Genomic DNA, 24,589 nt, shown 5'->3' on the forward strand with positions numbered 1-24,589 from the left:
GCAAAGAGGATACACCTGTTCCCATTCCGAACACAGAAGTTAAGCTCTTTAGCGCCGATGGTACTTGGGGGGCAACCTCCTGGGAGAGTAGGACGTAGCCACGTAATCTTTTTTTATTTACATAAAAGCAAACAAAACTTCCATAAATTAAAATTTAATCGCAAAGCTTATTTAATTAGTAGTTAATATACTAAGTTGATTGGGCAAAGCGAATTTTTTATAGATAATAAGTGAATACTATAGAGAAGAGATATATTCTAAGGAGTGGTATTCATGAAAAAAATCGCACTAATTCTTGTTATAATAGGAGCTTTGAATTGGGGTGGAATAGGGGCTTTTGGAACAGATCTTTTAGGCAATGTATTTGGTGGAACATACGAAGTTGTAAGCAGGATGATATACTTTGTAGTAGGTTTGTCCGGAATATACTTAATACCAATGATAGTGTCTGAGTATAAAAAATGATTTTATGATTATTAAGATTAAAGCCGTTGATAGTATATTCAACGGCTTTTATTTAGTTTTCATATATAAGGAGATAAGAATGGATAAATTATTAATAGATGAGTTGAAAGAAATAGTTGAAAGAAAGTTAATATCGTTTCATATGCCAGGTCATAAGTTAGGTAAAATATATGATAAATTAGGATATAAGAATATACTTGAGAGTTTATACAAAATGGATACTACAGAGATTCCAGGTACAGATAATTTACACTCCCCAGAAGGAGCAATAAAATTATCTCAGGAAAGAACTGCAAGAGTATTTAAAAGTGAAAATACATATTACTTAGTAAATGGAAGCACTTGTGGTATAGAAGCGGCTATAATGTCTACATGTAATCCAAAGGATAAAATAATAGTAAATAGAGATTGTCACCAATCAGTTATAAATGGATGCATATTAGGGGATGTAAATCCAGAATATATATATCCTCAAATAAATAGGTCTAATAATCTTTTAGAGGGTATAAAGATAGAAGACGCAATAGCGGTTATAGATAATAATTTAGATGCTAAGGCTGTTTTACTTACATATCCTACATATCATGGTATGACTTATGACTTAGAAAAAATATGTAAGCATGCGCACGACAATAACATTATTGTAATTGTTGATGAAGCACATGGAGCGCACTTAGGATTAAGTGATGAACTACCAAAGTCTGCTTTAGAGCAAGGAGCAGATATAGTTATACAAAGTACTCATAAAACTTTACCTGCATTTACACAATCATCAATGATACATACACAAGGAAATAGGGTAGATAATAATAGACTGGCAAATATGTTAAGGATGACAGAATCATCTAGTCCATCATATATATTACTATCATCTTTAGAATTAGCTACAAATGTATATGAAAAACATGGGCAAAAACTAATGAAAGAACTTTTAGTAAAAATAGAAAATCTAAAAGATAAATTTGCAAACAATAAAAATATAGATATATGTGAAACACATGATAAAACAAAAATATTTATATCATGTAAAAATATTGGCTTAACAGGATATGAATTATCAGGTATTTTGAGAGAAAAATATAATATTCAAGTAGAATTAAGTAATTATTATGGTGTACTATTAATATGTACAATAGGAAATGACGAAGATGATTTTGCATGTTTAGAAGGTGCGCTAAGTGATATTTTAAAAAATGATAGTATAAATTTATATATAGAAAATATTGAATATCCTCAAGAAATACCGATAAAAGCAATAAGTCCAAGAGAAGCATTTTATAAAGAGAAGAAAAGTGTTAAAATATATGAAAGTATAGGAAAAATATGTGGAGAATATGTTATTCCTTATCCACCAGGTATAAGCTTATTGTCACCTGGAGAAATAATTACAAAAGAAATAATAGATTATATAATTCTATGCAATGAAAAAGGTATGGATGTAAATGGAATAAAAGACTCAAATTTAGAGTTTATGCAAATAATAGACTAATTAGTACTTCACGGAGGATATAAAAATGAAAGGTAAGTTAATAATTATAGAGAGTGGCTCTGATGCAAGTGGTAAAGCAACTCAAACTAGAAAATTATATGAAAGGCTATTATCAGAAGGATATAATATAAGAAAAGTTGAATATCCAAATTATGATTCAGAATCATCAGCTTTAGTTAAGATGTATCTAAGAGGAGATTTTGGAAAAAATGCATCTGATGTAGATCCGTACGTATCATCAACTTTCTTTGCTGCAGATAGATACGCTTCATATAAGACAGAATGGGAAGAATTTTATAACCAAGGTGGAATAGTTATCGCCGATAGATACACAACGTCTAATATGGTGCACCAAGCGTCTAAAATGGATATTGAAGATAGAGACAAGTACTTAGATTGGTTAGTAGATTATGAGTTTAATATGTATAAGATACCTAAGCCAGATTGTGTTGTATTTTTAGATGTGCCAATAGACTTCAGTAAAAAGCTTATGGAAAATAGAAGAAACAAATTTACAGGTGAAGCGAAGAAAGATATACATGAAAGTGATATCGACTATCTAACAAAATCATACAATAATTCACTATATATAGCTGAAAAGTTTAAATGGGACAAGATAGACTGTGTAGAAGATGATACATTAAGAAGTATAGATGACATACATGAAGAAATTTATAGATTGGTTAAAGATAAGCTAGAATCTATGGAGAGGTAAATATGTATTTTGAAAATATTATAGGACAGGAATTTGCTAAGAAATATATAAGCAATTCTATAAAGAATGATAAAATTAATCATGCATATATGTTTGAAGGTATTGATGGAATAGGTAAAAAGAAGTTTGCAGAGGAGCTATCAAAAATATTACTTGATAGCTCAAATGTAAACAATAGTCCAGATTACATAAACATATATCCTGATGGAAGTAGTATAAAAATAGCACAAATCAGAAAGTTACAATCAGACATAGTTATAAAACCTCACAAAGAATATAAAATATACATAATAAATCAGGCAGAAAAAATGACTGTAGAAGCTCAAAATGCCCTTTTAAAGACATTAGAAGAGCCTCCACATTATGCAATAATGATTTTAGTAACAAGTAACAAAGAAGCCCTATTAGATACAATAAAATCAAGATGTGAATTAATTAAGTTTTTACCTATTTCACAAATAGATTTAAAAAAGTATCTTATGGATACTGGAATAGATGAACAAAGAGCTATAGTTTTAGCTACATTTTCAAGAGGAAGCATAGAAAAAGCATTAGAATTATCACAATCGGCAGATTTTGCAATAATGAGAGAAGATATCCAAAAGTATATTCAAACCATGTTAGATAAGAATATAATAGAAATACTAGATATACCAGCAGATATTGATAAATATAGAGGGGACATAGTTAATTTATTAGATATGATGATTAATTATTTTAGAGATATTATGATGTCTAAGGAAAATGTTGATAAGAGTTTAATAATAAATGCGGATAAGATTATATTCTTACAAAATATGAGTAGAAAAATTAGCTATTCTCAAGTGTCTAAGATTATTGATATAATAGAAGAGACTAAGAAAAAGATTAGAAGCAATTGTAACTTTAATATGAGTATACAAGTTATGGCTTTAAATATATATGAGGTGATCAAATGATAAAGATAGTGGGTGTAAGATTTAAAAGTGCAGGTAAAATATATTACTTCGATCCAGTAGAATTTGAAGTAGAGAAAAATATGGATGTAGTAGTTGAAACTGCAAGGGGATTAGAGTATGGAACAATAGTAGTTGGACCAAAAGAAATAGAAGAATCAGAGTTAGTTTCACCATTAAAACCAATCATAAGAATAGCGACAGAAGAAGATACTAAGATATATGCAGAAAATAAAGTAAAAGCAAAAGAAACTTTTGAATTATGCCAGCAAAAAATTAAAGAACATGACCTTACTATGTTTTTAATAGATTGCGAATACACATTTGACAGAAATAAATTAATATTCTATTTTACAGCAGAAGGAAGAATAGACTTTAGAGAATTAGTAAAAGACTTAGCGGGGATGTTCAAAACAAGAATAGAGTTAAGACAAATAGGTGTTAGAGATGAAGCTAAGTCTATTGGTGGATTAGGACCATGTGGAAGAAGACTGTGTTGTTCATCATGGCTTGGAGATTTCCAACCAGTATCTATAAAAATGGCTAAGGATCAAAGTTTATCACTTAATCCTACTAAGATATCAGGAATATGCGGAAGATTATTCTGTTGCTTAAAATATGAGCACGACGTATATGCTGAAGCGATAGATAAAATGCCTGTTGTAGGAGCTTTAGTTAAGACAGAAGATGGAAAAGGAAAAGTAATAGAAATAAATCCATTATTAGAACAAATAAAAGTAGAATATAATGATAAAACTATAAAAATATATGTTAGAGAAGAAGTAAAAGTATTACAAGAGCCTAAAAAATGTGGCGGAGGATGTTGTGGAATCAGTAAAGATGATGGTATAGATGCAGCAACATTAAGAGAGTTAAAGAAATTAGAAGACTAAAACGGGGGTAGGATTTTTGTCCTACCTTTTTTGAGCAACGGGACGTGAGCTTGCCGAGCGGACGTTGGCGACATGTAATTTTGAGCAATGGGACGTGAGCTTGCCGAGCGGACGTTGGCGCTATGCAATTTTGAGCAACGGGATACGAGAGGAGACAATTATGGACGTGCAATTAAAAGAAACGGAAAGAATTGACGATTTACAAATGAAAGGCTTAAAACTAATTCAGGATACTACTGGATTTTGTTTTGGAATAGATGCTGTATTATTAGCAAACTTTGCAAAGGTTAAAAAAGGAGCGAATGTTTGTGACTTAGGAACAGGTACAGGTATAATACCTATACTTATAGCTGGAAAAAGTGAAGCTAAAAATATAGTAGGAGTAGAGATACAAGAAGAAGTACATGAGATGGCTACTCGTTCTGTGAAGCTAAACAACTTAGAAGATAGAGTAAGAATAGTAAATGCAGATATAAAAACAATAGATAAAGAGTTAGAAGTACATGGATATCATGTTGTAACATCTAATCCTCCATATATGCATGAAGGAGGAATAAAAAATCCTAACGACAAAAAAATGATATCAAGACATGAGGTTAAATGTACATTAGAAGATGTTATAAGAGCAGCATCAAGATTAACTATGCCTAAAGGTAAGTTCTTCATGATACATAGACCTATTAGGCTTGTAGATATATCTACATTAGGAAGAAAATATAACTTAGAACCTAAACAAATACAATTTATACATCCAAGAGCAGGAAAAGCACCTAACTTAGTATTAGTTGAATTTGTTAAAGATGGAAGACCAGAACTTAAGATATTAGACCCATTATATGTTTATGGAGAAGATGGAAACTACACACAAGAAATAAGAGATATATATGCAAATGAAGATATAGGAGAGATGTAAATGAGCGGAAAATTATATATTTGTCCAACTCCAATAGGAAACTTGGAAGATATAACATATAGGACCCTTAGAGTACTAAATGAAGTCGATTTAATTGCAGCTGAAGATACTAGACATAGTATAAGATTATTAAATCACTTTGAAATATCAAAACCTCTAACTAGTTATCATGACCACAACAAAGATACTAAGGGAGATTATTTAATAAATAAATTACTAGAAGGTGAAAATATAGCTGTAATAAGTGATGCTGGTATGCCAGGAATATCTGACCCAGGTGAGCTTATAGTAAGACAAGCTATAGAAAATAATATAGAAGTAGAAGTATTACCAGGTGCAACTGCATTTGTAACAGCATTAGTTGGCTCTGGACTTAACACTTATAAATTTGCCTTTGAAGGTTTTTTAGATAGAGATAAAAAAGTAAGAAGACAGCAATTAGAAGAAGTTAAGGAAGAAAGAAGAACTATAATCTTCTATGAATCACCACATAGACTAAAAGAAACTCTAAAGGATATGCTAAAAATACTAGGAAATAGAAAAATATCTGTAAATAGAGAGCTTACAAAAAAGTATCAAGAAATAATAAGAGAAGATTTAGAAACAGTAATAAATATCTTCAATGAAAGAGAAATTAAAGGTGAATTTGTTTTAATAGTAGATGGATTTAAAGGCGAAAAAACTGTTCAAAATAGCTACGATGATCTTAGTGAAAGAGAATACGTAGAAGCTTTACTTGAAGAAGGTATGGACAAAAAAGACGCTATTAAAATAGTATGTAAAGAAAGAAAGTTAAAGAAAGATGTAGTTTATAAGCAAGTATTAGATTTATAGAAGTTAAATTTTGGAGTGATGTCAATGGAGCTACAAAAAAAGTTACTAAATGGCTTAAATTGCGATGAATCTTATAAGATAATAAACCAACTGGATGAAGAGAATTTATTAGATAAAATTATTCCTCAAGTAAAAGATATGAAAGATGTTGGAGAATGTAAATATCATATAGTTAATTGTTTTCAACATTCAGTATACGCTTTAGAAGAATTTGAAAACCTAATAAGAGATGAAAATTTCTTTTCTAGCCATCTAGAAGGAATGATTGATGATTATCTTAGTATAAGACTAGAAGAAAATATTACTAAGAAATCTATACTAAAGCTGGGAATATTTTTACACGATATGGGAAAACCAGCATGTAAAACAATTGATGACAATGGAAGAGTTCATTTTAAAGGTCATGAATTAGTAGGATCAGCCCAAGCTAAAAAACTAGGTCAAGAACTAGGGTTAAGCTTAGATGCTATAGATATACTATATAAATATGTAAAATATCATATGACATTGTTAGGATTATATAAAACTAATAATATGATAAAAAAGGATTTATATAACTTATTTGATGAACTAGGTGATGAAATAATAGGAGTAGTTATATTAGGGTATGTTGATATAGTTGCTACTAGAAAGCTTCTAAATCCAAATGAAGATGAAGGTATAATCAAAACTTATATGGAATATGTTTTGACAAATTATATCTATAGATACAAAAGACGATAGCGAGGATAATCCTTCTATCGTCTTTTCTTTTAATATATAGCCTATTAATTTACAATATAGACTTAGCATGTATAGGTGTTGATAGAATAACTGAAGTTTTAGTTGATCCTATTCTCTTTATAGAATCTATAACTGCCTCTAGTTCGTACATATCCTTAACCATAACCTTTAATAGAGAGCAGTCATCACCTGTTACATGGTGACACTCAACTATTCTTGGATCTTTCTTAGCAGTTTCTAAAAACTCTGTATACTTGTTATTAGCTAAAGATATGTGTATGAAAGCTTTTATAACCCTACCTAAAGCATCAGGGTTTACTATAGCTTTGTATCCTTCTATAACTCCTGCTTCTTCTAATCTCTTAACCCTTTCAGAAACGGCAGGAGAAGTTAAACCTACTATTTTTCCTAAATCCTTCATAGAAACTCTACCATCTTCTTGTAGTATTTCTATTATTCTGTAATCTGTAATATCCATTTGTTAGTCCCCCTTAGAGATAATTTGATTAATCAAATTTCTTAGAATCTAATAAATTTGATTTTAAAGTCCATAATTCTTTAGATAAATCAACTTTATAAACTTTTGGCTTAGAAAGTCTTCTATATGCATCCCATAAAGTACTTAATTCTGATTGAGCATAATCCCTTATTTCCATAACAGGTTTCTTTACATGTTTGCACTCTCCATTTAAGAATAGAGGTTGATGAAGCTCTCTAACTGTATAGTTTTCAAACTTAATTTTCTTCCACATATAAGTTGGATGGAATATTTCTAGAGGCTTAGAAGTATCTATAGTCTCATTATTAAGCATTATTAAATCTGCTTCTGCTTTGTTTTCTTCATTATATATTCTTACCACTTTTTTATATCCTGGGTTATTTATTTTTTCTGGATCTTCAGAAATTTTTATTTTAGGTATTAAAGTATCTCCATCATATGAAGCAGCTAATTTATAAACACCACCAAGAGATGGTGACTCAGCTGAAGTTATTAATTTAGTACCAACACCCCAAGAGTTTACAGCAGAACCTTCTGTTTTTAAAGCGGTAATAGTATACTCATCTAAGTCATTTGAAGCTGTAATAGATAAATCAGTTAATCCAGCTTCATCTAACATTTTCTTAGCTTGAACAGATAAATATTTTAAATCACCAGAGTCTAAACGTATTCCTAAAGGTTTGTGACCTTTTGAAACTAAATCTTTAAACACTGTAATAGCATTAGGAACACCACTTTGTAAAACATTATAAGTGTCCACTAGTAATAAGCATTTATCTGGATATACATCTGCATAAGCTTGAAAAGCTTCTAGTTCAGTATCAAATTTTTGAACCCAACTGTGAGCCTGAGTACCAACTACAGGAATATCAAACATTTTTCCAGCCAATACATTTGCAGTAGCCTTACAACCACCTATCATAGCAGCTCTAGCACCATAAGTACCAGCATCAGGACCTTGAGCACGACGAAGTCCAAATTCAAATACAGGATCTCCTTGTGCAGCAAAACATACTCTTGAAGCTTTTGTTGCTATTAATGATTGGAAGTTTACTATAGTAAGTAAAGCTGTTTCTATTAGCTGTGCTTGATATAAAGGAGCTTTAACAGTTATTATTGGCTCATTTGGGAACATTACTGTTCCTTCAGCAACAGAATATATATCGCCAGTAAACTTAAAATCTTTTAAAAATTCCAAGAATTTTTCAGAAAATAAGTCTAAACTTCTTAAATAATTTAGATCTTCATCACTAAAATGAAGGTTATTTATATAATCAACAAACTGATCTATACCTGAAACTATAGTATATCCGCCGTTACAAGCGTTTTTCCTGAAAAACATATCAAATACTACAATATCTTCATGAACATTTTTTTCAAAATATCCATTTAACATAGTAAGCTGATATAAATCAGTAAGAAGTGTTAAATTTTTCATTTTGTTTCTCCTTAATTTAAAAAATTGTAAAAAACCCCACACATATAATAAAACACAATATTGTACAACTTTCAAGTATAAAGTATAGGTATTGCATCATAAAATTATTTATGAGGGGGGAGATTAGTATGGGTAAAATATGGTTTTATATGATATCCCTAGGTATAATAGGAAGTATTTTTTCCAATAACTTAGGGGAATTAAATAAAGTAATTTTAAATGAGGCATCAAGAGGTATTGAATTTGCAATAAGTATAGCTGGGGTTATGGCACTTTGGATGGGTATAATGAATATTGCAAAAGACTCTGGATTGATAGAAAAAATAGGACAAAAGCTAAGTCCAATAATGAAAAAATTATTTCCATCAGTACCAACAGGTCACAAGGCAATGTCTTATATGGTAATGAATATAGCTTTAAATATGTTAGGAGCAGGTAATGGAGCAACCGCTTTTGGATTAAAGGCCATGACTGAGCTTCAAACTTTAAACCCTAAAAAAGATACTGCAAGTAATGATATGATAATGTTCTTAGTAATAAATATATCTTCAGTACAAATAATTCCCTTTACAATGTTAAAAATTAGGATGGATATGGGTTCGCAAAATCCTAGTGAAATTATACTCACAACCTTGTTTGCTACTTTAGTATCTACTTTAGTGGCTATAACAAGCTGTAGGTTGTTAAGAGGGAGGTCTAAATAATTATGGAACTATTTTCAAATTTACTTGTGCCATTAATTATTCTTTACATAGTCGTTTATGGAAAATATAAAAAAGTAGACATATATGACAGCTTTGTAAAAGGTGCAGTAGACGGACTAAAGACAGCGTGGTCTATAGCACCAGCTATAATAGGAATATTTTTAGCCATAGGAATATTTAAAACAGGAAAAGGAATAGAAGTTTTAGAGTACATATTTACACCAATAGCAAATCTTATGAGTATACCTAAAGAGTTAATAGGACTAATAGTAATAAAGCCGTTATCAGGAAGTGGAGCTTTAGGAATGTATACTGAGCTTGTAGGAAGAGTAGGAATAGGGTCTATAGTTGAGCAAATGGGAGCAACAATCGTTGGAGCATCGGAGACCATTTTTTATACTATGGCTATATACTACGGAAGTTTAAAAATTAAAAACACAAGACATACATTATCCTCTGCTATGTTAAGTCATGTAGCAGGTGTACTTGCTTCCGTTTTTATTTGTTACATAATATTTACTTAGATTAGCCATTGACAATTATCAGAAAAATGTATAGAATTATCATTAAAAAATAGTAAACAATTTACAAAACTAGTGTATAATAGATACTATATAAGTTAAGAATATTTATAGAAGCAGTGAAGAGAAGAGTAAATAAAGATTTTTCCTACAGAGAGCTAGGTAAGGTGAAAGCTAGCGTTAAAAGATTTATTGAAGATGGCCTCTGAGCTTTTTATCCGAACGACGATTTGTCCTTAAGGTAAGACGATTAGACCCGTTATAGTCTACTAAGATGTCTATATTATTATAGATAAATTAGGGTGGTACCGCGTATATAATCTCGCCCCTATGTAATTCATAGGAGGCGAGTTTTTTTATATTTTAAGTTATAATATAAATCGCTTTAAATTTGAGCAACGGGATGCGAGCTTGCCGAGCTGACGTTGGCGACATGAAGTGGTTCGCAGACGTAGTCGCTCAAGCGAAGCGAATTTTGAGGAGGTAATAACATGACAAAGCCAAGCTTTTATGTAACAACACCTATATACTACCCAAGTGGTAACTTACACATAGGTCACACTTATACAACTGTTGCTGCAGATGCAATCGCAAGATTTAAGCGTTTCTGTGGATATGACGTAAAGTTCTTAACAGGAACGGATGAGCACGGAGAAAAAATACAAAAAACTGCTAAAGCTCAAGGGAAAACAGAAATAGAGTACCTTGATGGAATGATAGCTGGAATAAAGGATTTATGGAACACTATGGATATATCTTATGATGATTTCATAAGAACTACAGAAGATAGACATAAAGAAGTTATCCAAAAGATATTCACAAAGTTATATGAGCAAGGAGATATATACAAAGGGGCTTACGAAGGTAAGTACTGTACTCCATGTGAAAGTTTCTGGACTGAATCTCAATTATTAGAAGGAAACAAGTGTCCTGACTGTGGAAGAGAAACTTATGATGCTAAAGAAGAAGCTTACTTCTTCAAATTATCTAAGTACGAAGATAGATTAAAAGAATTATTCCAAAACCCAGATTTCTGCTACCCAGCAGCTAGAAAAAATGAAATGGTTGCAAACTTCTTAGACAAAGGATTAGAAGATTTATGTGTAACTAGAACTACTTTCGACTGGGGTATAAAAGTACCATTTGATGAAAAACACGTAATCTACGTTTGGGTAGATGCTTTATGTAACTATATAACTGCATTAGGATACATGAGCGAAAATGATGCAGATTTTAAGAAATTCTGGCCAGCAAATGTTCAAATAGTAGGTAAAGAAATAGTAAGATTCCATACTATAATATGGCCTGCATTATTAATGGCATTAGATTTACCAGTACCTAACCAAGTATACGGACATGGATGGATATTATTTGCTAATGACAAGATGAGTAAGTCAAAAGGAAATATAGTATATCCAGAACCAATGATCGAAAGATACGGAATAGATGCTCTTAAGTATTTCTTATTAAGAGAATTTGCATTTGGTCAAGATGGAAGTTACACTCATAGAAACTTCATAACAAGAACAAACTCTGACCTTGCAAATGACTTAGGAAACTTAGTAAGTAGAACAGTAGCAATGGTTGAAAAATATAACGGTGGAATAATACCAATGGCAAAAGCTCAAACTAACTTTGATGAAGAGTTAAAGGCTCAAGCTAAATTATCTGTGGAAAACTTCGAAAAAGAAATGGATAAGATGCAATTCCACGAAGCATTAGAAAATGCTTGGAAGTTAATAAGAAGAACTAATAAGTATATAGATGAAACTATGCCATGGGCTTTAGCTAAAGATGAAGCTAAAAAAGATGAATTAGACACAGTTTTATATAACTTATGTGAATCTATAAGAATAGTTGCAACATTAATAAACCCAATAATGAACGCAACAGCAAATAAAATATATGACCAAATAGGAATACAAGGTCAAGAAGCTTTAACTAACTGGGAAAGCACAAAGACATTTGGTCTTATAGGAGAAAACACTAAAGTATTCAAGGGAGAAGCATTATTCCCAAGATTAGACATCGAGAAGGAGGTAGCAGCATTGGAAGAATTATTCTCAGGAAAAACAGAAGCACAAGAAGAGGTTAAAGAAGAAACTTTAACTCACAAGGAATTTATAGGTATAGAAGAATTAGATAAAGTTGAATTAAGAGTAGGTAAGATATTAAGCTGTGAAAAGCATCCAAAGGCTGATAGATTATTAGTATCTCAAGTTGAAGTTGGACCAGAAACAAGACAAATAGTATCTGGAATAGCTAAATGGTACAAGCCAGAAGAAATGGTAGGAAAAGAAGTTATAGTAGTATGTAACTTAAAGCCTGTTAAGTTAAGAGGAGTAGAATCTCAAGGTATGATCTTAGCTGCAGGAGATGACGGAGATGATTTAATAGTTCCAGTTGCAACTGGTGCTAAATCAGGAAGCGAAGTTAGATAAGGAGACAAAACTATGTTATTTGACTCACATGCACATCTAAATGATGAGAAATTTGATGAAGATAGAGACGAATTAATACAGTCTTTAAAAGAAAAGCATGTAGAACTAGTAGTAAATCCAGGTGCAGATATAGAAAGTTCTATAAGTAGTATAGAACTTTCTAAAAAATATGATTTCATATATGCTGCAGTTGGAGTACATCCTCATGATGTAGGAGAACTAGATGATACTGCTATAGATACTCTTAGAAAGCTAGCTACAGAAAATGAAAAAGTAGTAGCCATAGGAGAAATAGGATTAGATTATTATTATGATACTTATCCTAGAGAAATCCAAAGAGAGTGGTTTAAAAAACAAATAGAATTAGCTAATGAGCTAAAGCTTCCTATAATAATTCATGATAGAGATGCACACGGTGATACTTTTGAGATAATCAAAAACACTAAAAGTCCTGAAATAGGATGTGTTCTTCATTGCTATAGTGGGAATGTTGAATTAGCTAAAGAATATGTAAAGATGGGATGTTATATATCTATACCAGGAACAGTTACTTTTAAAAATAATAAAAAAACTGTTGAGGTAGTTAGAGAAATTCCATTAGAATATCTAATGATAGAAACAGACTCGCCATACATGGCTCCTACGCCACATAGAGGTAAGAGAAATGATCCTTCATTAGTTGCATTTGTGGCTGATAAAATTGCCCAGGAAAAGGGAATATCATATGAAAAAGTATGTGAAGCTACTAAAGAAAATGCAAAAAGATTCTTTAATATAAAATAATCATAAGACTTTAATAATAAAAGAGAAGTGGCACTATGTTAAATGCATAGCATCACTTCTTTTTTTATATTTATTATCAGCATACTAAGAATTGTTAGATTAATAAACTAAAAATAATATTATAGGAATATTTCAAAACTGTAAGCTAAGTGAAATGTAAATCAATATTAGATTTTTATGTATTAGTATAGAATAAGAGTATAAATAACAAGACAAAACAACTAGAAAAGTTTATAAAATATATATTTAATACATGAAAGGAATTATAAAAATGAAAAAAATAATAACAAGTTCGATGATGGTAGTAAGTGTTACATTAAAGGTTATATTTGGAGTAGAAAGCTTATAAAATGATATTTAAAATATAAATTTAACGAAAATAAATAGGTTGATATAAAATACAATAAACCCTATAAATGGTTGATTAATAACCTTATAATCAACCATTTATAGGGTTTATTGCTTATTAGGATGCATATACGACAATAATAAACACCAATTTACATAAATTTCAAGTTAACTAAATAAATGCTATAAAACAATTAATTTCAACATTTGTATGGTAAACTTAAAATACAAATAAACGAAAAAAAGAGAAAATGATTTCATTGTTATAAAATTGGCATACTAATTGCTTTATATTTTAAGTATAAAAAATAGTAAGGAGATTTAATAATGATTTATAACTTTGACACAATAGTAGATCGTACAAATAATAACTCGGCTAAGTATGATGAAGCAGCAAAAAAATTTGGAAGAGAAGATATAATCCCTCTTTGGATAGCAGATATGGATATAAAAACTGCCAGGCCAATAATAGATGCAATGATAGACAAAGCAAACCAAGGAGTTTTTGGTTATGTATCAAGACCAGATAGATACTTTGAGTTAGTACAAGAATGGCAAAAGAAAAGAAATAACTGGGATGTAGATGCAAGCTACATGTCTCATGCAACAGGGGTTATGCCTTTTATGTGCCAATACATGAGATCATTCTTAAATGAGGGGGAAAAGGTTATTGTTCAACCTCCTGTATACTCAGAATTCTTCACAGCAGTAGAAGATTGGGGAGGAGAGTTAGTATATAATCCTCTTAAATTAGTAGATGGAGATTACAAAATAGACTTTGAAGATTTAGAAGCGAAGGCTAAAGATGGAGCTAAATACTTAATACTATGTAACCCTCATAATCCAGTAGGTAGAATATGGACAAAGGAAGAGTTAACAAAAGTAGGACAAATATGTTTAGAAAATGATGTAATGGTAATATCTGATGAAATACATTCAGATTTAATACTTTGGGATAATAAGCATATACCAATGGCTTCAATATCTGAAGAGTTTGCAAAGAACACAATAACTTGTATATCTTGTACAAAGACATTCAACTTAGCTGGATTACAGGTATCAACAGTTGTATTCCCGAGCATAGAGTTAAAAGAAAAATATGAAGATATAATAGGAAGATTAGATTCTAAGAGAAATAATGCATTCAGTTTAGTATCTAATATGGCAGCTCTTGAGCATGGAGAAGAGTGGCTAGAACAATTATTAACATACTTAGAAGGAAATATAGAATATATTATAAACTTCTGTAAAGAACATATTCCTCAAGTAAAGCCAAACAGACCTGATTGTACATACTTAATGTGGTTAGACTGTAAGGATTTAGGATTAGAGGGAGATGCATTAGTAGACTTCTTTATAAAAGAAGCAGGACTTGGATTAAATGATGGAAGAAGCTTTGGACAAGGTGGAGAAGGACATATGAGACTTAACGTAGCTTGTTCAAGACTATTATTAGAGAAAGCTATGAACCAGTTAAAAGAAGCAGTTTCTAAATTATAAGAAATAAAAATCTACAATATTGGGGTTATAAAATGAAAGATAAGATAATATCACTATCAGGAAAGTATTATGAAAGAGTAAGAGATATTAGACATTTAATTCATATGTATCCTGAAGAAGGATTTAAAGAATTTAAAACATCAGAACTTATTATTAATGAACTTGAAAAGCTTGGTATAGAAGTACAATCAAAGGTAGCTAAGACGGGTGTTGTTGGATTAATAAGAGGAAAAGAAGAAGGCAAAACGGTTTTATTAAGAGCAGATATGGATGCCTTAAAAGTAGAAGAAAAAGCTGATGTAGAATATAAATCTAAAATACCTGGAATGATGCATGCTTGTGGTCATGATGGCCATGTTGCAGGACTTCTAGGAGCAGCAATGGTATTAAATGAATTAAAAGATGAAATAAAAGGGAATATAAAATTGGTTTTCCAACCAGCTGAAGAAGTAGAAGGTGGAGCTAAACCAATGATAGATGAAGGAGTATTAGATAATCCTAAGGTAGATGCTGCATTTGGAGCCCACTTATTGGGCTCTGTAAAAGAAGGACAGGTTAGAACAATGCCTGGTCCTATGATGGCAGCTCCGGATATTTTTAACTTTAAGGTAATAGGTGTAGGCGGACATGGTGCAGTGCCACAGTCATCTATAGATCCGATTGTAATTACTTGCCAAATTGTAAGTAGTTTACAAACTATAATAAGTAGAAGACTAAGCCCACTAACACCAGCAGTAATTACATGTGGTAAAATTCAGGGTGGAAATGGACACAACATAATACCTAACGAGGTAGAAGTTGAAGGAACGATTAGAACATTTGATAAAGAAACTAGAGAAGCTATACCAAAGATGATGGAAGAAATAATTAGGGGAATGACAACATGTCAGGGTGCAACTTATGAATTTAATTATGAAGCCAAATATCCATCAGTAATTAATGATATAGATATGACTAATATAGTTATGAATTCTTTAGGAGAGATTGCAGGAAAAGAAAATGTAGATACATTCAAAGAACCTATGATGGGTGGAGAAGATTTTGCATATTTTGGACAAGAAGTGCCAGCTTGTTTCTTCTTTGTAGGAATCGCGGAAGATGAAAGCAAACCAGTACTTCATCATAATCCACTATTTAAGTTTTCAGATGAAAATCTAAAGTTATTAAGCAGTGGTTTATCACAGGTAGCAATAGACTATTTAAATAATTAATTATTAGGGAAAATCAATCAAGGGAGGAAATATCTTATGGCAACAAATACGCAAGCAACAAAACAAAAGAAGAGTTTTGTATTAAGAGCTCTTGATGGTGTAGAAAGAGTAGGTAATGCTCTTCCACATCCAGCAACAATTTTCATTATTTTATCAGCAATAGTAGTAGTAGCGTCAGCAGTGGCTGCTTCTATGGGACTTACGGTATCATACGACATGGTTGATCAAGCAACAGGAACGATAGTAGAAACTACAGTAACAGCTGAGAGTTTATTATCTCCAGATGGTATAAGATATATGTTTACAAACATAATATCTAACTTTACATCATTCTTTGCTTTAGGGCCAGTATTTGTAATAATATTATGTGTTGGAGTTGCAGAAGGAACTGGATTCTTATCTGCAGGTTTAAGAAAAGTAGCGGCAGTAACGCCTGCTAGATTAGTTACAGCAATGATAATTTTCTTAGGTATAATGTCAAACGTAGCATCATCAACAGGGTATGTTGTTTTAGTTCCATTAGGTGCTATAATATTTATGAGTTTTGGAAGACATCCAATAGCAGGTCTTGCTGCAGCATTTGCAGGGGTCTCTGGTGGATGGAGTGCTAACTTACTTATAGGTTCAAATGACCCGATGTTTGCAGGTATATCTACTCAAGCAGCTAACATGTTAGATCCAAACTATTTAGTACAACCAACTTCAAACTGGTACTTCATGGTTGCATCAACATTCTTAATAATAGCTGTAGGTACTTTTGTAACTGAAAAGATAGTTGAGCCAAGATTAGGTGAATATAAGCTAGATACAGATGCAGTAGTTGAAGATATAACAGGTGAAGAAAAAAGAGGTATGAGATTTGCAATAATATCTATAATTGCTTATGTTATACTTATAGGAATATTAGTTTTACCTGAAAACGCTATACTAAGAGACCCTGAAACAGGTGGATTATTATCTTCTCCATTCATGAGTAGTATAATACCAATAATGGGTGGTGTATTCTTAGTTCCAGGATTATTCTACGGAATAGGTGCTGGAGTAGTTAAAAATGATAAAGATGTTATAGAGTTAATGATAAAAGGAATAGCAGGAATAACTGGATTCTTAGTTCTAGTATTCTTTGCAGCACAATTTATAAAATGGTTTGATTATTCAAAACTAGGAACAATAATGTCTGTATCAGGGGCTCAGTTCTTAGAAAATACAGGATTCGTAGGATTACCATTAATACTATGTTTCATAGTATTAACAGCATTATTAAATATAATTATAGCAGTTGACTCTGCTAAGTGGGTTTTAATGGCTCCGATATTTGTACCAATGTTCATGAGAATCGGATTATCTCCAGAACTTACTCAGTTAGTATTTAGAATAGGGGATTCATGTACAAACGTTATAGCACCATTAATGCCATTCTTTGCATTAATAGTTGCATTCTGTCAAAAGTACGACAAGAAAGCGGGAGTTGGTACATTAATAACAACAATGATACCTTACTCAATAGCATTCTTAATAGGATGGTCATTATTATTCATAGTATGGTTTACATTAAAGTTACCAATAGGGCCAGGAGCACCATTATTCTATCCAATGTAATTTAAAATATAGAATATAAAAAGTTTATTAGTATAGGAAGAGGAGATTATTATGAAACCAAAAACACAGAAAATAAAGAGATTATTAAGACAGCATAAGATTGATGGAGCAATAGTAAATTCTCCAGAAAACTTTACTTATATAACTGCATATTCTTCACATCAACATACAGTGTCTAGACAACCGAACTTTGCAACGGTTGTTCTAGACAATAAAGAAAATACAAGACCAGTAGCAATAGGTATGGACTTTGAAACAGAAGCATTCTCTGACTATATGGACTGTGATGTTAAGAAATACAGTACATGGGTAGGAGGAAAGACTTTTGAGGAAGTACTTGCTAATGAAGAAGTACCTTCAACAAAAAAGTTTGTAACTGCTATTGAAGTTATAGTAGAGACAGTAAAAGAATTAGGGCTAGAAAATAAGACAATCGGATTAGAGTTAGATTTTTTACCATTTAATTGTTATGAAGTATTTAGGAAAGAATTACCAGAAGTTAAATTTGTAAATATATCTCCAGTATTCTTAGAATCTAGAGCTATAAAAGAAGATGATGAAATAGATTATTTCAGACAACTTGCTAGAGTAGCAGATGAAGCACTAAATTATACTAGTCAATTTGTAAAAGAAGGTATAACAGAAAGAGAATTATTTGATATATACTGCAATAAAGTAATGGAGTCTAATATATGTTTCCCAAGTGGATGGTCATCTTTCTGTGCAGGCGAAAACTCAGGAAGACTGTGTAGATCAACAGACAGAAAGATAAAAAATGGGGATGTAGTAAAATTTGATGGTGGAGTAAATGGAGATACCAACTTCTACACAACAGACTTCTCTAGAAGCTGGATAGTAGGAGAAGCTCATCCAGTATTATTTGAGCTAAAAGAAAGACTTTGTGAAGCTCAAAAACTGATGATAGAAGCTATAAAGCCAGGTCTAACATTTGATGAATTATTTAAAATAGGATATAACCATGTAAAAGCTGAATTCAAATTCTATGAAAGAGGTCACTTAGGTCATAGTATAAGTATGGGACCTCAAACAGCAGATGCGCCATTTGTTTCTTTAAGTGAAAAGAGACCGCTAGAAGAAGGTATGATAATCTGTATAGAAACTCCATGCTATATATCTGGATTTGGTGGATTTAATATAGAGGATATGATTTTAGTTACTAAAGATGGGTGCGAAGTGTTAACTCCACTTACACCTCATTGGTTAAATATGAATAATTGTAAATAAAACCATATAAAATAAACCTAAGTAGGGGCAATCCTCATGCTTAGGTTTTTTATGCTATAATAAAGTAATCTTTTTAAAGTTAGGGGACATCTTATGAAGAAAAAAGCGTGTATAGTAACTTATGATAGAGAAGCCTCTATGTTTTATGCTCAGATTATTAATAATCTGTTTGGAGAGGTTATAGATATAGAAACAAGATGGGTCGGAGAAAAACAATGCTTTGAAAAAACAGGAGCAGATTTATATATAGTTACCACTTGTTCTTTTGGAGGAGATACTCTTAAAAAAGCAAGATTTTTAGAGGAAGAAGATGTAGTAATAATCGAAAGAACAATATCTAATGATAGTTTAGATAAATTAAAATCTATAGAACCAGGAACTACTGCGCTAGTTGTTAATATAACACAAAGGATGGCTATTGAGACGATTGCTCATTTAGCTAACTTAGGTATAAATCAGATTAAGTTCATACCATATGATCCAGAAAATATTGAGTATATGCCAAATTATGATATTGTAATAACTCCAGGAGAGACTAGATGTACAAACTGTTTAAATAAAGAAGTAATAGATATAGGAAGCAGGGTTTTATCAAAAAACACAATAGTTGAGATAGCCCTAAAGCTTGGGTTAGGAGATTATCTAGAAAAGGATAACTTTAAAAACTATCTGAAAACCTTACCTAGAACAAGTTATAGCTTAGATCATCTTTTTAATAAATCAATATCATTGGAAAGTAATTTCTCAATTTTACTTGAGATACTGGAGATGGGAATAATAGGTGTCGATAAAAATAATAAAATATATGCACATAACAAAAAAGCACAGTCTATAACAGGTAAAGAGAGTAAAATGGTTATGGGTAAATATGCAAAGGAGTATTTTTTAGAGATACCATTTGAAGAATGTAGAGAAACCTTAGAAGAAATAAATAATAAACTAGTAAAAATAAATAATGTAGATATAGAAGTATCAGTAAGACCTGTAATAAGAATGGGAGTATATATGGGGGCATTTGCCACATTACAAAGATTCTCAGAAGTAGAAAACAAACAACATAAAATGAGAGAGCAATTATTGAAGAGAGGTCATTATGCAAAATATACTTTTGATGATATTTTGGGACAATCTCCAATAATTGAAAGAACTAAATCTCTTGCAAAAAAGATGGCAACGTCTAATGCTTCAATAATAATAACTGGTGAAAGTGGTACAGGAAAAGAGCTTTTTGCAAGTGCAATTCATAATGAATCTTTAAGATGTGAAAATCCTTTTGTAGCGGTAAACTGTGGCGCAATACCAGATAACTTATTGGAAAGTGAGCTATTTGGATATGAAGAAGGAGCTTTTACAGGTGCTAAAAAAGGTGGAAAGATAGGGTTATTTGAGTTTGCTCATAAGGGAACTTTATTTTTAGATGAAATAGAAGCTATGACTCCTATGCTTCAAATAAAGTTACTTCGTGTACTTCAGGAAAGAGAAGTTATGCGACTTGGTGGAGATAAACTAATAAAGGTAGATGTTAGAATAATAGCAGCAACTAATGAGAGAATAATGGAGCTGGTATCTAAAGGTGAGTTTAGAAAAGACTTGTATTATAGATTGTGTACTCTTCCACTAGAGCTACCTCCACTTAGAAATAGAGGAGATGATATATTGCTCCTTGTGGAACATGCAAAAAAAGAGTTTGGTGGAGAGTTTAGATTATCAAGTGAGGTTGTTGAGTTATTTAAGATGCATAGATGGGATGGTAATATTAGAGAGCTGAAAAACTATGTAGAGTATTTAAGTTATATAGGTGATGAGGTTATTACTAAAGAAGATTTACCATCTTCATTTAAGGAAGAGACATATGAAGAGTTAGAGAAGGAAATTGTTGTTAGTAAGATTCAAACTAATTACGATGATGAGCTTAAGGCTATAGCTGGGAATAGGATAGAGATATTTAAATTTGTGTTAAAGACTATTTATGAATTCCAAGTGCAAAACAAAGGGATTGGGAGAAAGGTAATTTCAGAGAAATCTGAGGAGTATGGTCTTAATTTATCTGAGCAGGAGGTTAGAACTATACTTATAAAGTTGGAGAGTATAGGATTGATATATATATCGAAAGGTAGAGGTGGAACAAAGCTACTTCCCAAAGGGGTGGAGTTGGTTGAGGTTTTGTAGTGGGGGGAAATTTTTAGGTGAGATTATCGCTCCGGATTAGATATAATAGTTCTATGCCATGCAGACTAAGAGCGTGTCTGCAAATGGCATCTGAACTATTATATCTAACCCTACGCTAAATCTACCTAAAAATTTTTTACTACAATAACTCTATGTGGAGAGTGAAAATAAAAGATAAAAAGAAAAGACAAAATGTAAGAAATATAAAAATAGCTATTGGCTATAATCTTTTGATTATGGTCAATAGCTTTATTATTTAATAACAGAAGCATCTTTTCTTTGAAGACATGAAGTCTATAAAAAGTTGTTCGTATTTGCTTAATTTATAATTTTTTCTGTAGGCTATATAGTATTTGAATTCAATATCTAAACCTGTTACAGGTATTTGTTTTAGTGATAGGTTTCTTATTTCTTGCCTGATTGATACTTCTGGTAAGAATGAGAAACATTTTTGAGACGATATTGAGTTTTTTATAGCCTCTTGAGAATTAAGAGAATATATGATATTAAAATCCTTAATATTTAGTTTATTAGATTTTAAGTGGTTTTCTAGTATGTTTCTTGTGGCAGAGCCGATTTCTCTTAATATTAGTTGTATGTTTTTAAGTTCGTTAATATTTATATTGTTTATTGGCTGATTATATCCACCCACTAGTACTAGTTTGTCTACTAATATAGGTATAGTTACTATGTCGTCGCTAGCAGTTGATTCTTGGATTATTCCTATGTTGACTTCTCCGCTTTCAAGTTTTTTCATTATATTAGCTGAGTTGTCTAAGTCTAGGGAAATTTCTATGTTGTTGTGAATTTCTTTAAAGGTGTAAATACTGCATGGTAATGCATATTCTCCAATACTTTTACAAGAACCTATTAAAAGAGGGTGATTTTTCCTTTGTAGATTTATAAGGTTTGCGTAAAGGTTATCTTCTAAGGATAACATTTGCTCGGCGCATTCAAAAACTAGCTTCCCTTCTTCTGTAAGTTCGACTCCTTTATAACTTCTTTTTAATAGACTAACACCCATTTCATTTTCAATACTTTGTATTTGCATACTAAGTCCTGGTTGAGTTAAGTGTAGCTCTTTAGCTGCTTTTGATATGCTTTTGTATTTTGCTGTAGCATAAAAAGAGCGTAGGTGATCAAGGTTCATGTAACCACATCCTAAATAAAATATTATATCTAAAGATATTATATTTTACTTTAAGAAATCAGTCAAATTATTGGGGAAATATAGGGTATAAGAAAACAATATCTTAGTATAAGAACTCCTTATTAGTCAGGCTACTATATATATAGTAAAATAAATTTAGAAGTTAAGTAAGGAAGAAACAAAAATTATAATATAGATGATTTTAAGGAGAAAAATAATGAGCAAAAAGATATTAATAGTTGGGGGAGTTGCTGGAGGGGCGTCAGCAGCTGCAAGATTAAGAAGATTAGGTGAACATGATAGAATAATAATGTTTGAAAAGGGGCCGCACGTTTCTTTCTCTAACTGCTGTCTACCATACCACTTAAGTGGAGCAATAGAAAATCATGAGGACTTAGTTCTTATGCACCCAGAGAAGTTCTTTAAGCAATATAGAATAGATGCAAGAGTTCACAATGAAGTTGTGGCTATAGATAGAGCGAACAAAGAAGTAACAGTATTAGATGTAATAACAGGAAAAGAATATAAAGAAACTTATGATAAATTAATATTATCTCCGGGAGCAAAACCAATAGTTCCTCCAATAAAAGGAATAGAGAAAGTAAACACGTTTACAGTAAGAAATGTTGTAGATATAGCTAAGCTAGGATACTTTGTAAAAGAGTCTGATAGCAAAAATATATCTGTAATCGGTGGAGGATTCATAGGAGTTGAGGTAGCTGAAAACTTAAGAGAAGCAGGGTATAATGTAACTCTAATAGAAGCGGCTCAACAAATAATGAGACCTTTTGACTACGATATGGTTCAAATACTACACAAAGTATTAGATGACAATGGTGTAGAGTTAATAGTAGGAGACAAGGTAGATAGCTTTGAAGAAAATACTGTAGTGTTAGGTTCTGGAAAAAAAGTAGAAGCTGATACAGTAGTGATGGCTATAGGTGTTGCACCTGAAACTACACTTGCAAAAGACAGTGGATTAGAAATCGGAGCATTAGGTGGAATAAAAGTAGATCAAAATTACATGACAAATGATAAGGATATATATGCAGTAGGTGATGCTATAGAGGTATACCACGCACTTACAAACTCTATGACAAAGCTTGCTTTAGCAGGACCTGCACAAAAACAAGCCAGAGCAGTTGCAGATCATATAAATGGAATACCTGTAAAGAATTCTGGAGTTATAGGATCATCAGTAATAAAGGTATTTGATTACAATGCAGCATCTACAGGATTAAATGAAGGATTAATAAAGGCTCTTGGGTTAAAGATACAATATGATGTAGCAAGAGTAATACCTTCTGACAGAGTAGGAATTATGCCAGATGCATCTCCAATGCACTTTAAGCTTATATATGAAGTTCCAACAGGAAAGATATTAGGAGCTCAAGCTATAGGTAAAGGAAGTGCAGATAAGAGAGTCGATGTAATAGCCACAATGATAAAATTCGGTGGAACTTTAGAAGACTTAAAAGATTTAGAATTATGCTATGCACCATCATTCTCAACAGCTAAAGATGTAGTTAATCATGCAGCATATGTAGGAAGTAACTTACTACAAGGAACGTTTAAACAAGTGTATGTAGGCGAGGTTAGAGATTTAGTAGAAAGAGAAGAATATATACTAGATGTTAGAGAACCAAATGAGTTTGAAAATGGAAATATAAAAGGTGCAGTAAACATACCTTTAAGTCAATTAAGAGATAGAATGGATGAAATACCAAAGGATAAAAAAATATATGTACACTGTAGAAGTGCACAAAGAAGCTATAATGCATCATTAGTTTTACAACAAAATGGATTTGAAGAAGTATACAACGTAGCTGGTGGATACTTAGGAATATGCTTATACGAATACTTCAATGATAAATCAACAGGAAGAGAACCAATAGTTACACAATACAACTTTAATTAATATAAGAGACTGCCTTAGAAATAAGGTAGTTTTTTTGCTTAATAAAGTAATAAATAGACAACCCCTAACATATATATAAATGTAAATACACTAATG

The 24,589-nt window shown here is 31.5% G+C and carries 21 protein-coding genes, 1 rRNA gene and 1 other annotated feature; of the genes, 19 read left to right on the forward strand and 3 right to left on the reverse strand.

Annotation, left to right across the window (positions count from 1 at the left end; genetic code table 11):
* From rrf to ACI48P_RS20550, 9 genes are all read left to right on the forward strand, one after another.
* Positions 1–104, forward strand: a 5S ribosomal RNA gene (rrf, locus tag ACI48P_RS20510); the annotation flags it as partial.
* A 169-nt stretch (positions 105–273) separates the two neighbouring features.
* Positions 274–465, forward strand: coding sequence for a DUF378 domain-containing protein (locus tag ACI48P_RS20515; RefSeq protein WP_475219136.1), 192 nt, complete (start codon positions 274–276; stop codon positions 463–465).
* A gap of 79 nt (positions 466–544) precedes the next feature.
* The gene (locus tag ACI48P_RS20520) at positions 545–1,954 is read left to right on the forward strand and encodes an aminotransferase class I/II-fold pyridoxal phosphate-dependent enzyme (protein WP_475219138.1); all 1,410 of its coding nucleotides are present in this window, start codon (positions 545–547) and stop codon (positions 1,952–1,954) included.
* 25 nt (positions 1,955–1,979) lie between these two features.
* Positions 1,980–2,669: a dTMP kinase gene (locus ACI48P_RS20525; protein ID WP_475219140.1), complete on the forward strand. Its 690-nt coding sequence runs from the start codon at positions 1,980–1,982 to the stop codon at positions 2,667–2,669.
* A gap of 2 nt (positions 2,670–2,671) precedes the next feature.
* On the forward strand, positions 2,672–3,607 hold the full coding sequence (locus ACI48P_RS20530; RefSeq protein ID WP_475219142.1) for a DNA polymerase III subunit: 936 nt from the start codon (positions 2,672–2,674) through the stop codon (positions 3,605–3,607).
* A complete protein-coding gene (locus tag ACI48P_RS20535) occupies positions 3,604–4,497 on the forward strand; it encodes a PSP1 domain-containing protein (protein WP_475219143.1) in 894 nt (297 codons plus the stop codon). Before ACI48P_RS20530 ends, ACI48P_RS20535 begins: the two co-directional genes overlap by 4 nt.
* A 160-nt stretch (positions 4,498–4,657) precedes the next feature.
* Positions 4,658–5,410, forward strand: a complete 753-nt coding sequence (locus tag ACI48P_RS20540; protein WP_475219145.1) for a tRNA1(Val) (adenine(37)-N6)-methyltransferase — start codon at positions 4,658–4,660, stop codon at positions 5,408–5,410.
* Complete coding sequence (gene rsmI / locus ACI48P_RS20545) at positions 5,411–6,244, forward strand: 16S rRNA (cytidine(1402)-2'-O)-methyltransferase (protein WP_475219147.1); 834 nt, start codon at positions 5,411–5,413, stop codon at positions 6,242–6,244.
* 24 nt (positions 6,245–6,268) lie between these two features.
* Positions 6,269–6,967, forward strand: a complete 699-nt coding sequence (locus ACI48P_RS20550; protein ID WP_475219149.1) for an HD domain-containing protein — start codon at positions 6,269–6,271, stop codon at positions 6,965–6,967.
* 49 nt (positions 6,968–7,016) lie between these two features.
* Here the strand turns inward: ACI48P_RS20550 and ACI48P_RS20555 are convergent, their stop codons facing one another.
* A complete protein-coding gene (locus ACI48P_RS20555; protein ID WP_475219151.1) occupies positions 7,017–7,445 on the reverse strand; it encodes an Lrp/AsnC family transcriptional regulator in 429 nt (142 codons plus the stop codon).
* A 28-nt stretch (positions 7,446–7,473) separates the two neighbouring features.
* On the reverse strand, positions 7,474–8,904 hold the full coding sequence (locus ACI48P_RS20560) for a nicotinate phosphoribosyltransferase (protein ID WP_475219153.1): 1,431 nt from the start codon (positions 8,902–8,904) through the stop codon (positions 7,474–7,476).
* Positions 8,905–9,032: 128 nt separating this feature from the next.
* Between ACI48P_RS20560 and ACI48P_RS20565 the strand changes: the two genes are divergently transcribed.
* The 9 genes from ACI48P_RS20565 to ACI48P_RS20605 all read left to right on the forward strand — a co-directional run bounded on the left by ACI48P_RS20565 (position 9,033) and on the right by ACI48P_RS20605 (position 21,425).
* Positions 9,033–9,608, forward strand: coding sequence for a nucleoside recognition domain-containing protein (locus tag ACI48P_RS20565; RefSeq protein WP_475219154.1), 576 nt, complete (start codon positions 9,033–9,035; stop codon positions 9,606–9,608).
* A gap of 2 nt (positions 9,609–9,610) precedes the next feature.
* Positions 9,611–10,132, forward strand: coding sequence for a spore maturation protein (locus tag ACI48P_RS20570; protein ID WP_475219156.1), 522 nt, complete (start codon positions 9,611–9,613; stop codon positions 10,130–10,132).
* A 107-nt stretch (positions 10,133–10,239) separates the two neighbouring features.
* Positions 10,240–10,462: a binding site (T-box leader), on the forward strand.
* Between the two features lie 158 nt (positions 10,463–10,620).
* The gene (gene metG / locus ACI48P_RS20575) at positions 10,621–12,570 is read left to right on the forward strand and encodes a methionine--tRNA ligase (protein ID WP_475219158.1); all 1,950 of its coding nucleotides are present in this window, start codon (positions 10,621–10,623) and stop codon (positions 12,568–12,570) included.
* 12 nt (positions 12,571–12,582) lie between these two features.
* Positions 12,583–13,353, forward strand: coding sequence for a TatD family hydrolase (locus tag ACI48P_RS20580; RefSeq protein ID WP_475219159.1), 771 nt, complete (start codon positions 12,583–12,585; stop codon positions 13,351–13,353).
* Between the two features lie 675 nt (positions 13,354–14,028).
* Positions 14,029–15,201: a MalY/PatB family protein gene (locus ACI48P_RS20585; RefSeq protein WP_475219161.1), complete on the forward strand. Its 1,173-nt coding sequence runs from the start codon at positions 14,029–14,031 to the stop codon at positions 15,199–15,201.
* Positions 15,202–15,233: 32 nt separating this feature from the next.
* Positions 15,234–16,412, forward strand: a complete 1,179-nt coding sequence (locus tag ACI48P_RS20590; protein WP_475219162.1) for a M20 metallopeptidase family protein — start codon at positions 15,234–15,236, stop codon at positions 16,410–16,412.
* 36 nt (positions 16,413–16,448) lie between these two features.
* Positions 16,449–18,011, forward strand: a complete 1,563-nt coding sequence (locus ACI48P_RS20595) for an AbgT family transporter (protein ID WP_475219163.1) — start codon at positions 16,449–16,451, stop codon at positions 18,009–18,011.
* A gap of 51 nt (positions 18,012–18,062) precedes the next feature.
* The gene (locus ACI48P_RS20600) at positions 18,063–19,256 is read left to right on the forward strand and encodes a M24 family metallopeptidase (protein WP_475219164.1); all 1,194 of its coding nucleotides are present in this window, start codon (positions 18,063–18,065) and stop codon (positions 19,254–19,256) included.
* A 93-nt stretch (positions 19,257–19,349) separates the two neighbouring features.
* Positions 19,350–21,425 (forward strand): sigma-54 interaction domain-containing protein, encoded by a 2,076-nt coding sequence (locus ACI48P_RS20605; RefSeq protein ID WP_475219166.1) that lies wholly within the window; start codon positions 19,350–19,352, stop codon positions 21,423–21,425.
* Between the two features lie 256 nt (positions 21,426–21,681).
* Here the strand turns inward: ACI48P_RS20605 and ACI48P_RS20610 are convergent, their stop codons facing one another.
* Complete coding sequence (locus tag ACI48P_RS20610) at positions 21,682–22,575, reverse strand: LysR substrate-binding domain-containing protein (RefSeq protein ID WP_475219168.1); 894 nt, start codon at positions 22,573–22,575, stop codon at positions 21,682–21,684.
* A 217-nt stretch (positions 22,576–22,792) separates the two neighbouring features.
* Here ACI48P_RS20610 and ACI48P_RS20615 point away from each other — a divergent pair, with 217 nt between their 5' ends.
* Complete coding sequence (locus ACI48P_RS20615) at positions 22,793–24,493, forward strand: FAD-dependent oxidoreductase (protein WP_475219169.1); 1,701 nt, start codon at positions 22,793–22,795, stop codon at positions 24,491–24,493.
* Positions 24,494–24,589 lie beyond the last annotated feature (96 nt).

Source organism: Romboutsia sp. LXY-2 (assembly GCF_056171995.1).

Coding starts and splice junctions, on each gene's coding strand:
- ACI48P_RS20540 (WP_475219145.1), top strand. CDS start 4,658: ATGGACGTGCAATTAAAAGAAACGGAAAGAATTGACGATTTACAAATG.
- ACI48P_RS20615 (WP_475219169.1), top strand. CDS start 22,793: ATGAGCAAAAAGATATTAATAGTTGGGGGAGTTGCTGGAGGGGCGTCA.
- ACI48P_RS20600 (WP_475219164.1), top strand. CDS start 18,063: ATGAAACCAAAAACACAGAAAATAAAGAGATTATTAAGACAGCATAAG.
- ACI48P_RS20610 (WP_475219168.1), bottom strand. CDS start 22,575: ATGAACCTTGATCACCTACGCTCTTTTTATGCTACAGCAAAATACAAA.
- ACI48P_RS20590 (WP_475219162.1), top strand. CDS start 15,234: ATGAAAGATAAGATAATATCACTATCAGGAAAGTATTATGAAAGAGTA.
- ACI48P_RS20605 (WP_475219166.1), top strand. CDS start 19,350: ATGAAGAAAAAAGCGTGTATAGTAACTTATGATAGAGAAGCCTCTATG.
- ACI48P_RS20570 (WP_475219156.1), top strand. CDS start 9,611: ATGGAACTATTTTCAAATTTACTTGTGCCATTAATTATTCTTTACATA.
- ACI48P_RS20585 (WP_475219161.1), top strand. CDS start 14,029: ATGATTTATAACTTTGACACAATAGTAGATCGTACAAATAATAACTCG.
- ACI48P_RS20535 (WP_475219143.1), top strand. CDS start 3,604: ATGATAAAGATAGTGGGTGTAAGATTTAAAAGTGCAGGTAAAATATAT.
- ACI48P_RS20555 (WP_475219151.1), bottom strand. CDS start 7,445: ATGGATATTACAGATTACAGAATAATAGAAATACTACAAGAAGATGGT.
- ACI48P_RS20525 (WP_475219140.1), top strand. CDS start 1,980: ATGAAAGGTAAGTTAATAATTATAGAGAGTGGCTCTGATGCAAGTGGT.
- ACI48P_RS20595 (WP_475219163.1), top strand. CDS start 16,449: ATGGCAACAAATACGCAAGCAACAAAACAAAAGAAGAGTTTTGTATTA.
- ACI48P_RS20515 (WP_475219136.1), top strand. CDS start 274: ATGAAAAAAATCGCACTAATTCTTGTTATAATAGGAGCTTTGAATTGG.
- ACI48P_RS20520 (WP_475219138.1), top strand. CDS start 545: ATGGATAAATTATTAATAGATGAGTTGAAAGAAATAGTTGAAAGAAAG.
- rsmI (WP_475219147.1), top strand. CDS start 5,411: ATGAGCGGAAAATTATATATTTGTCCAACTCCAATAGGAAACTTGGAA.
- ACI48P_RS20565 (WP_475219154.1), top strand. CDS start 9,033: ATGGGTAAAATATGGTTTTATATGATATCCCTAGGTATAATAGGAAGT.
- ACI48P_RS20550 (WP_475219149.1), top strand. CDS start 6,269: ATGGAGCTACAAAAAAAGTTACTAAATGGCTTAAATTGCGATGAATCT.
- metG (WP_475219158.1), top strand. CDS start 10,621: ATGACAAAGCCAAGCTTTTATGTAACAACACCTATATACTACCCAAGT.
- ACI48P_RS20530 (WP_475219142.1), top strand. CDS start 2,672: ATGTATTTTGAAAATATTATAGGACAGGAATTTGCTAAGAAATATATA.
- ACI48P_RS20580 (WP_475219159.1), top strand. CDS start 12,583: ATGTTATTTGACTCACATGCACATCTAAATGATGAGAAATTTGATGAA.
- ACI48P_RS20560 (WP_475219153.1), bottom strand. CDS start 8,904: ATGAAAAATTTAACACTTCTTACTGATTTATATCAGCTTACTATGTTA.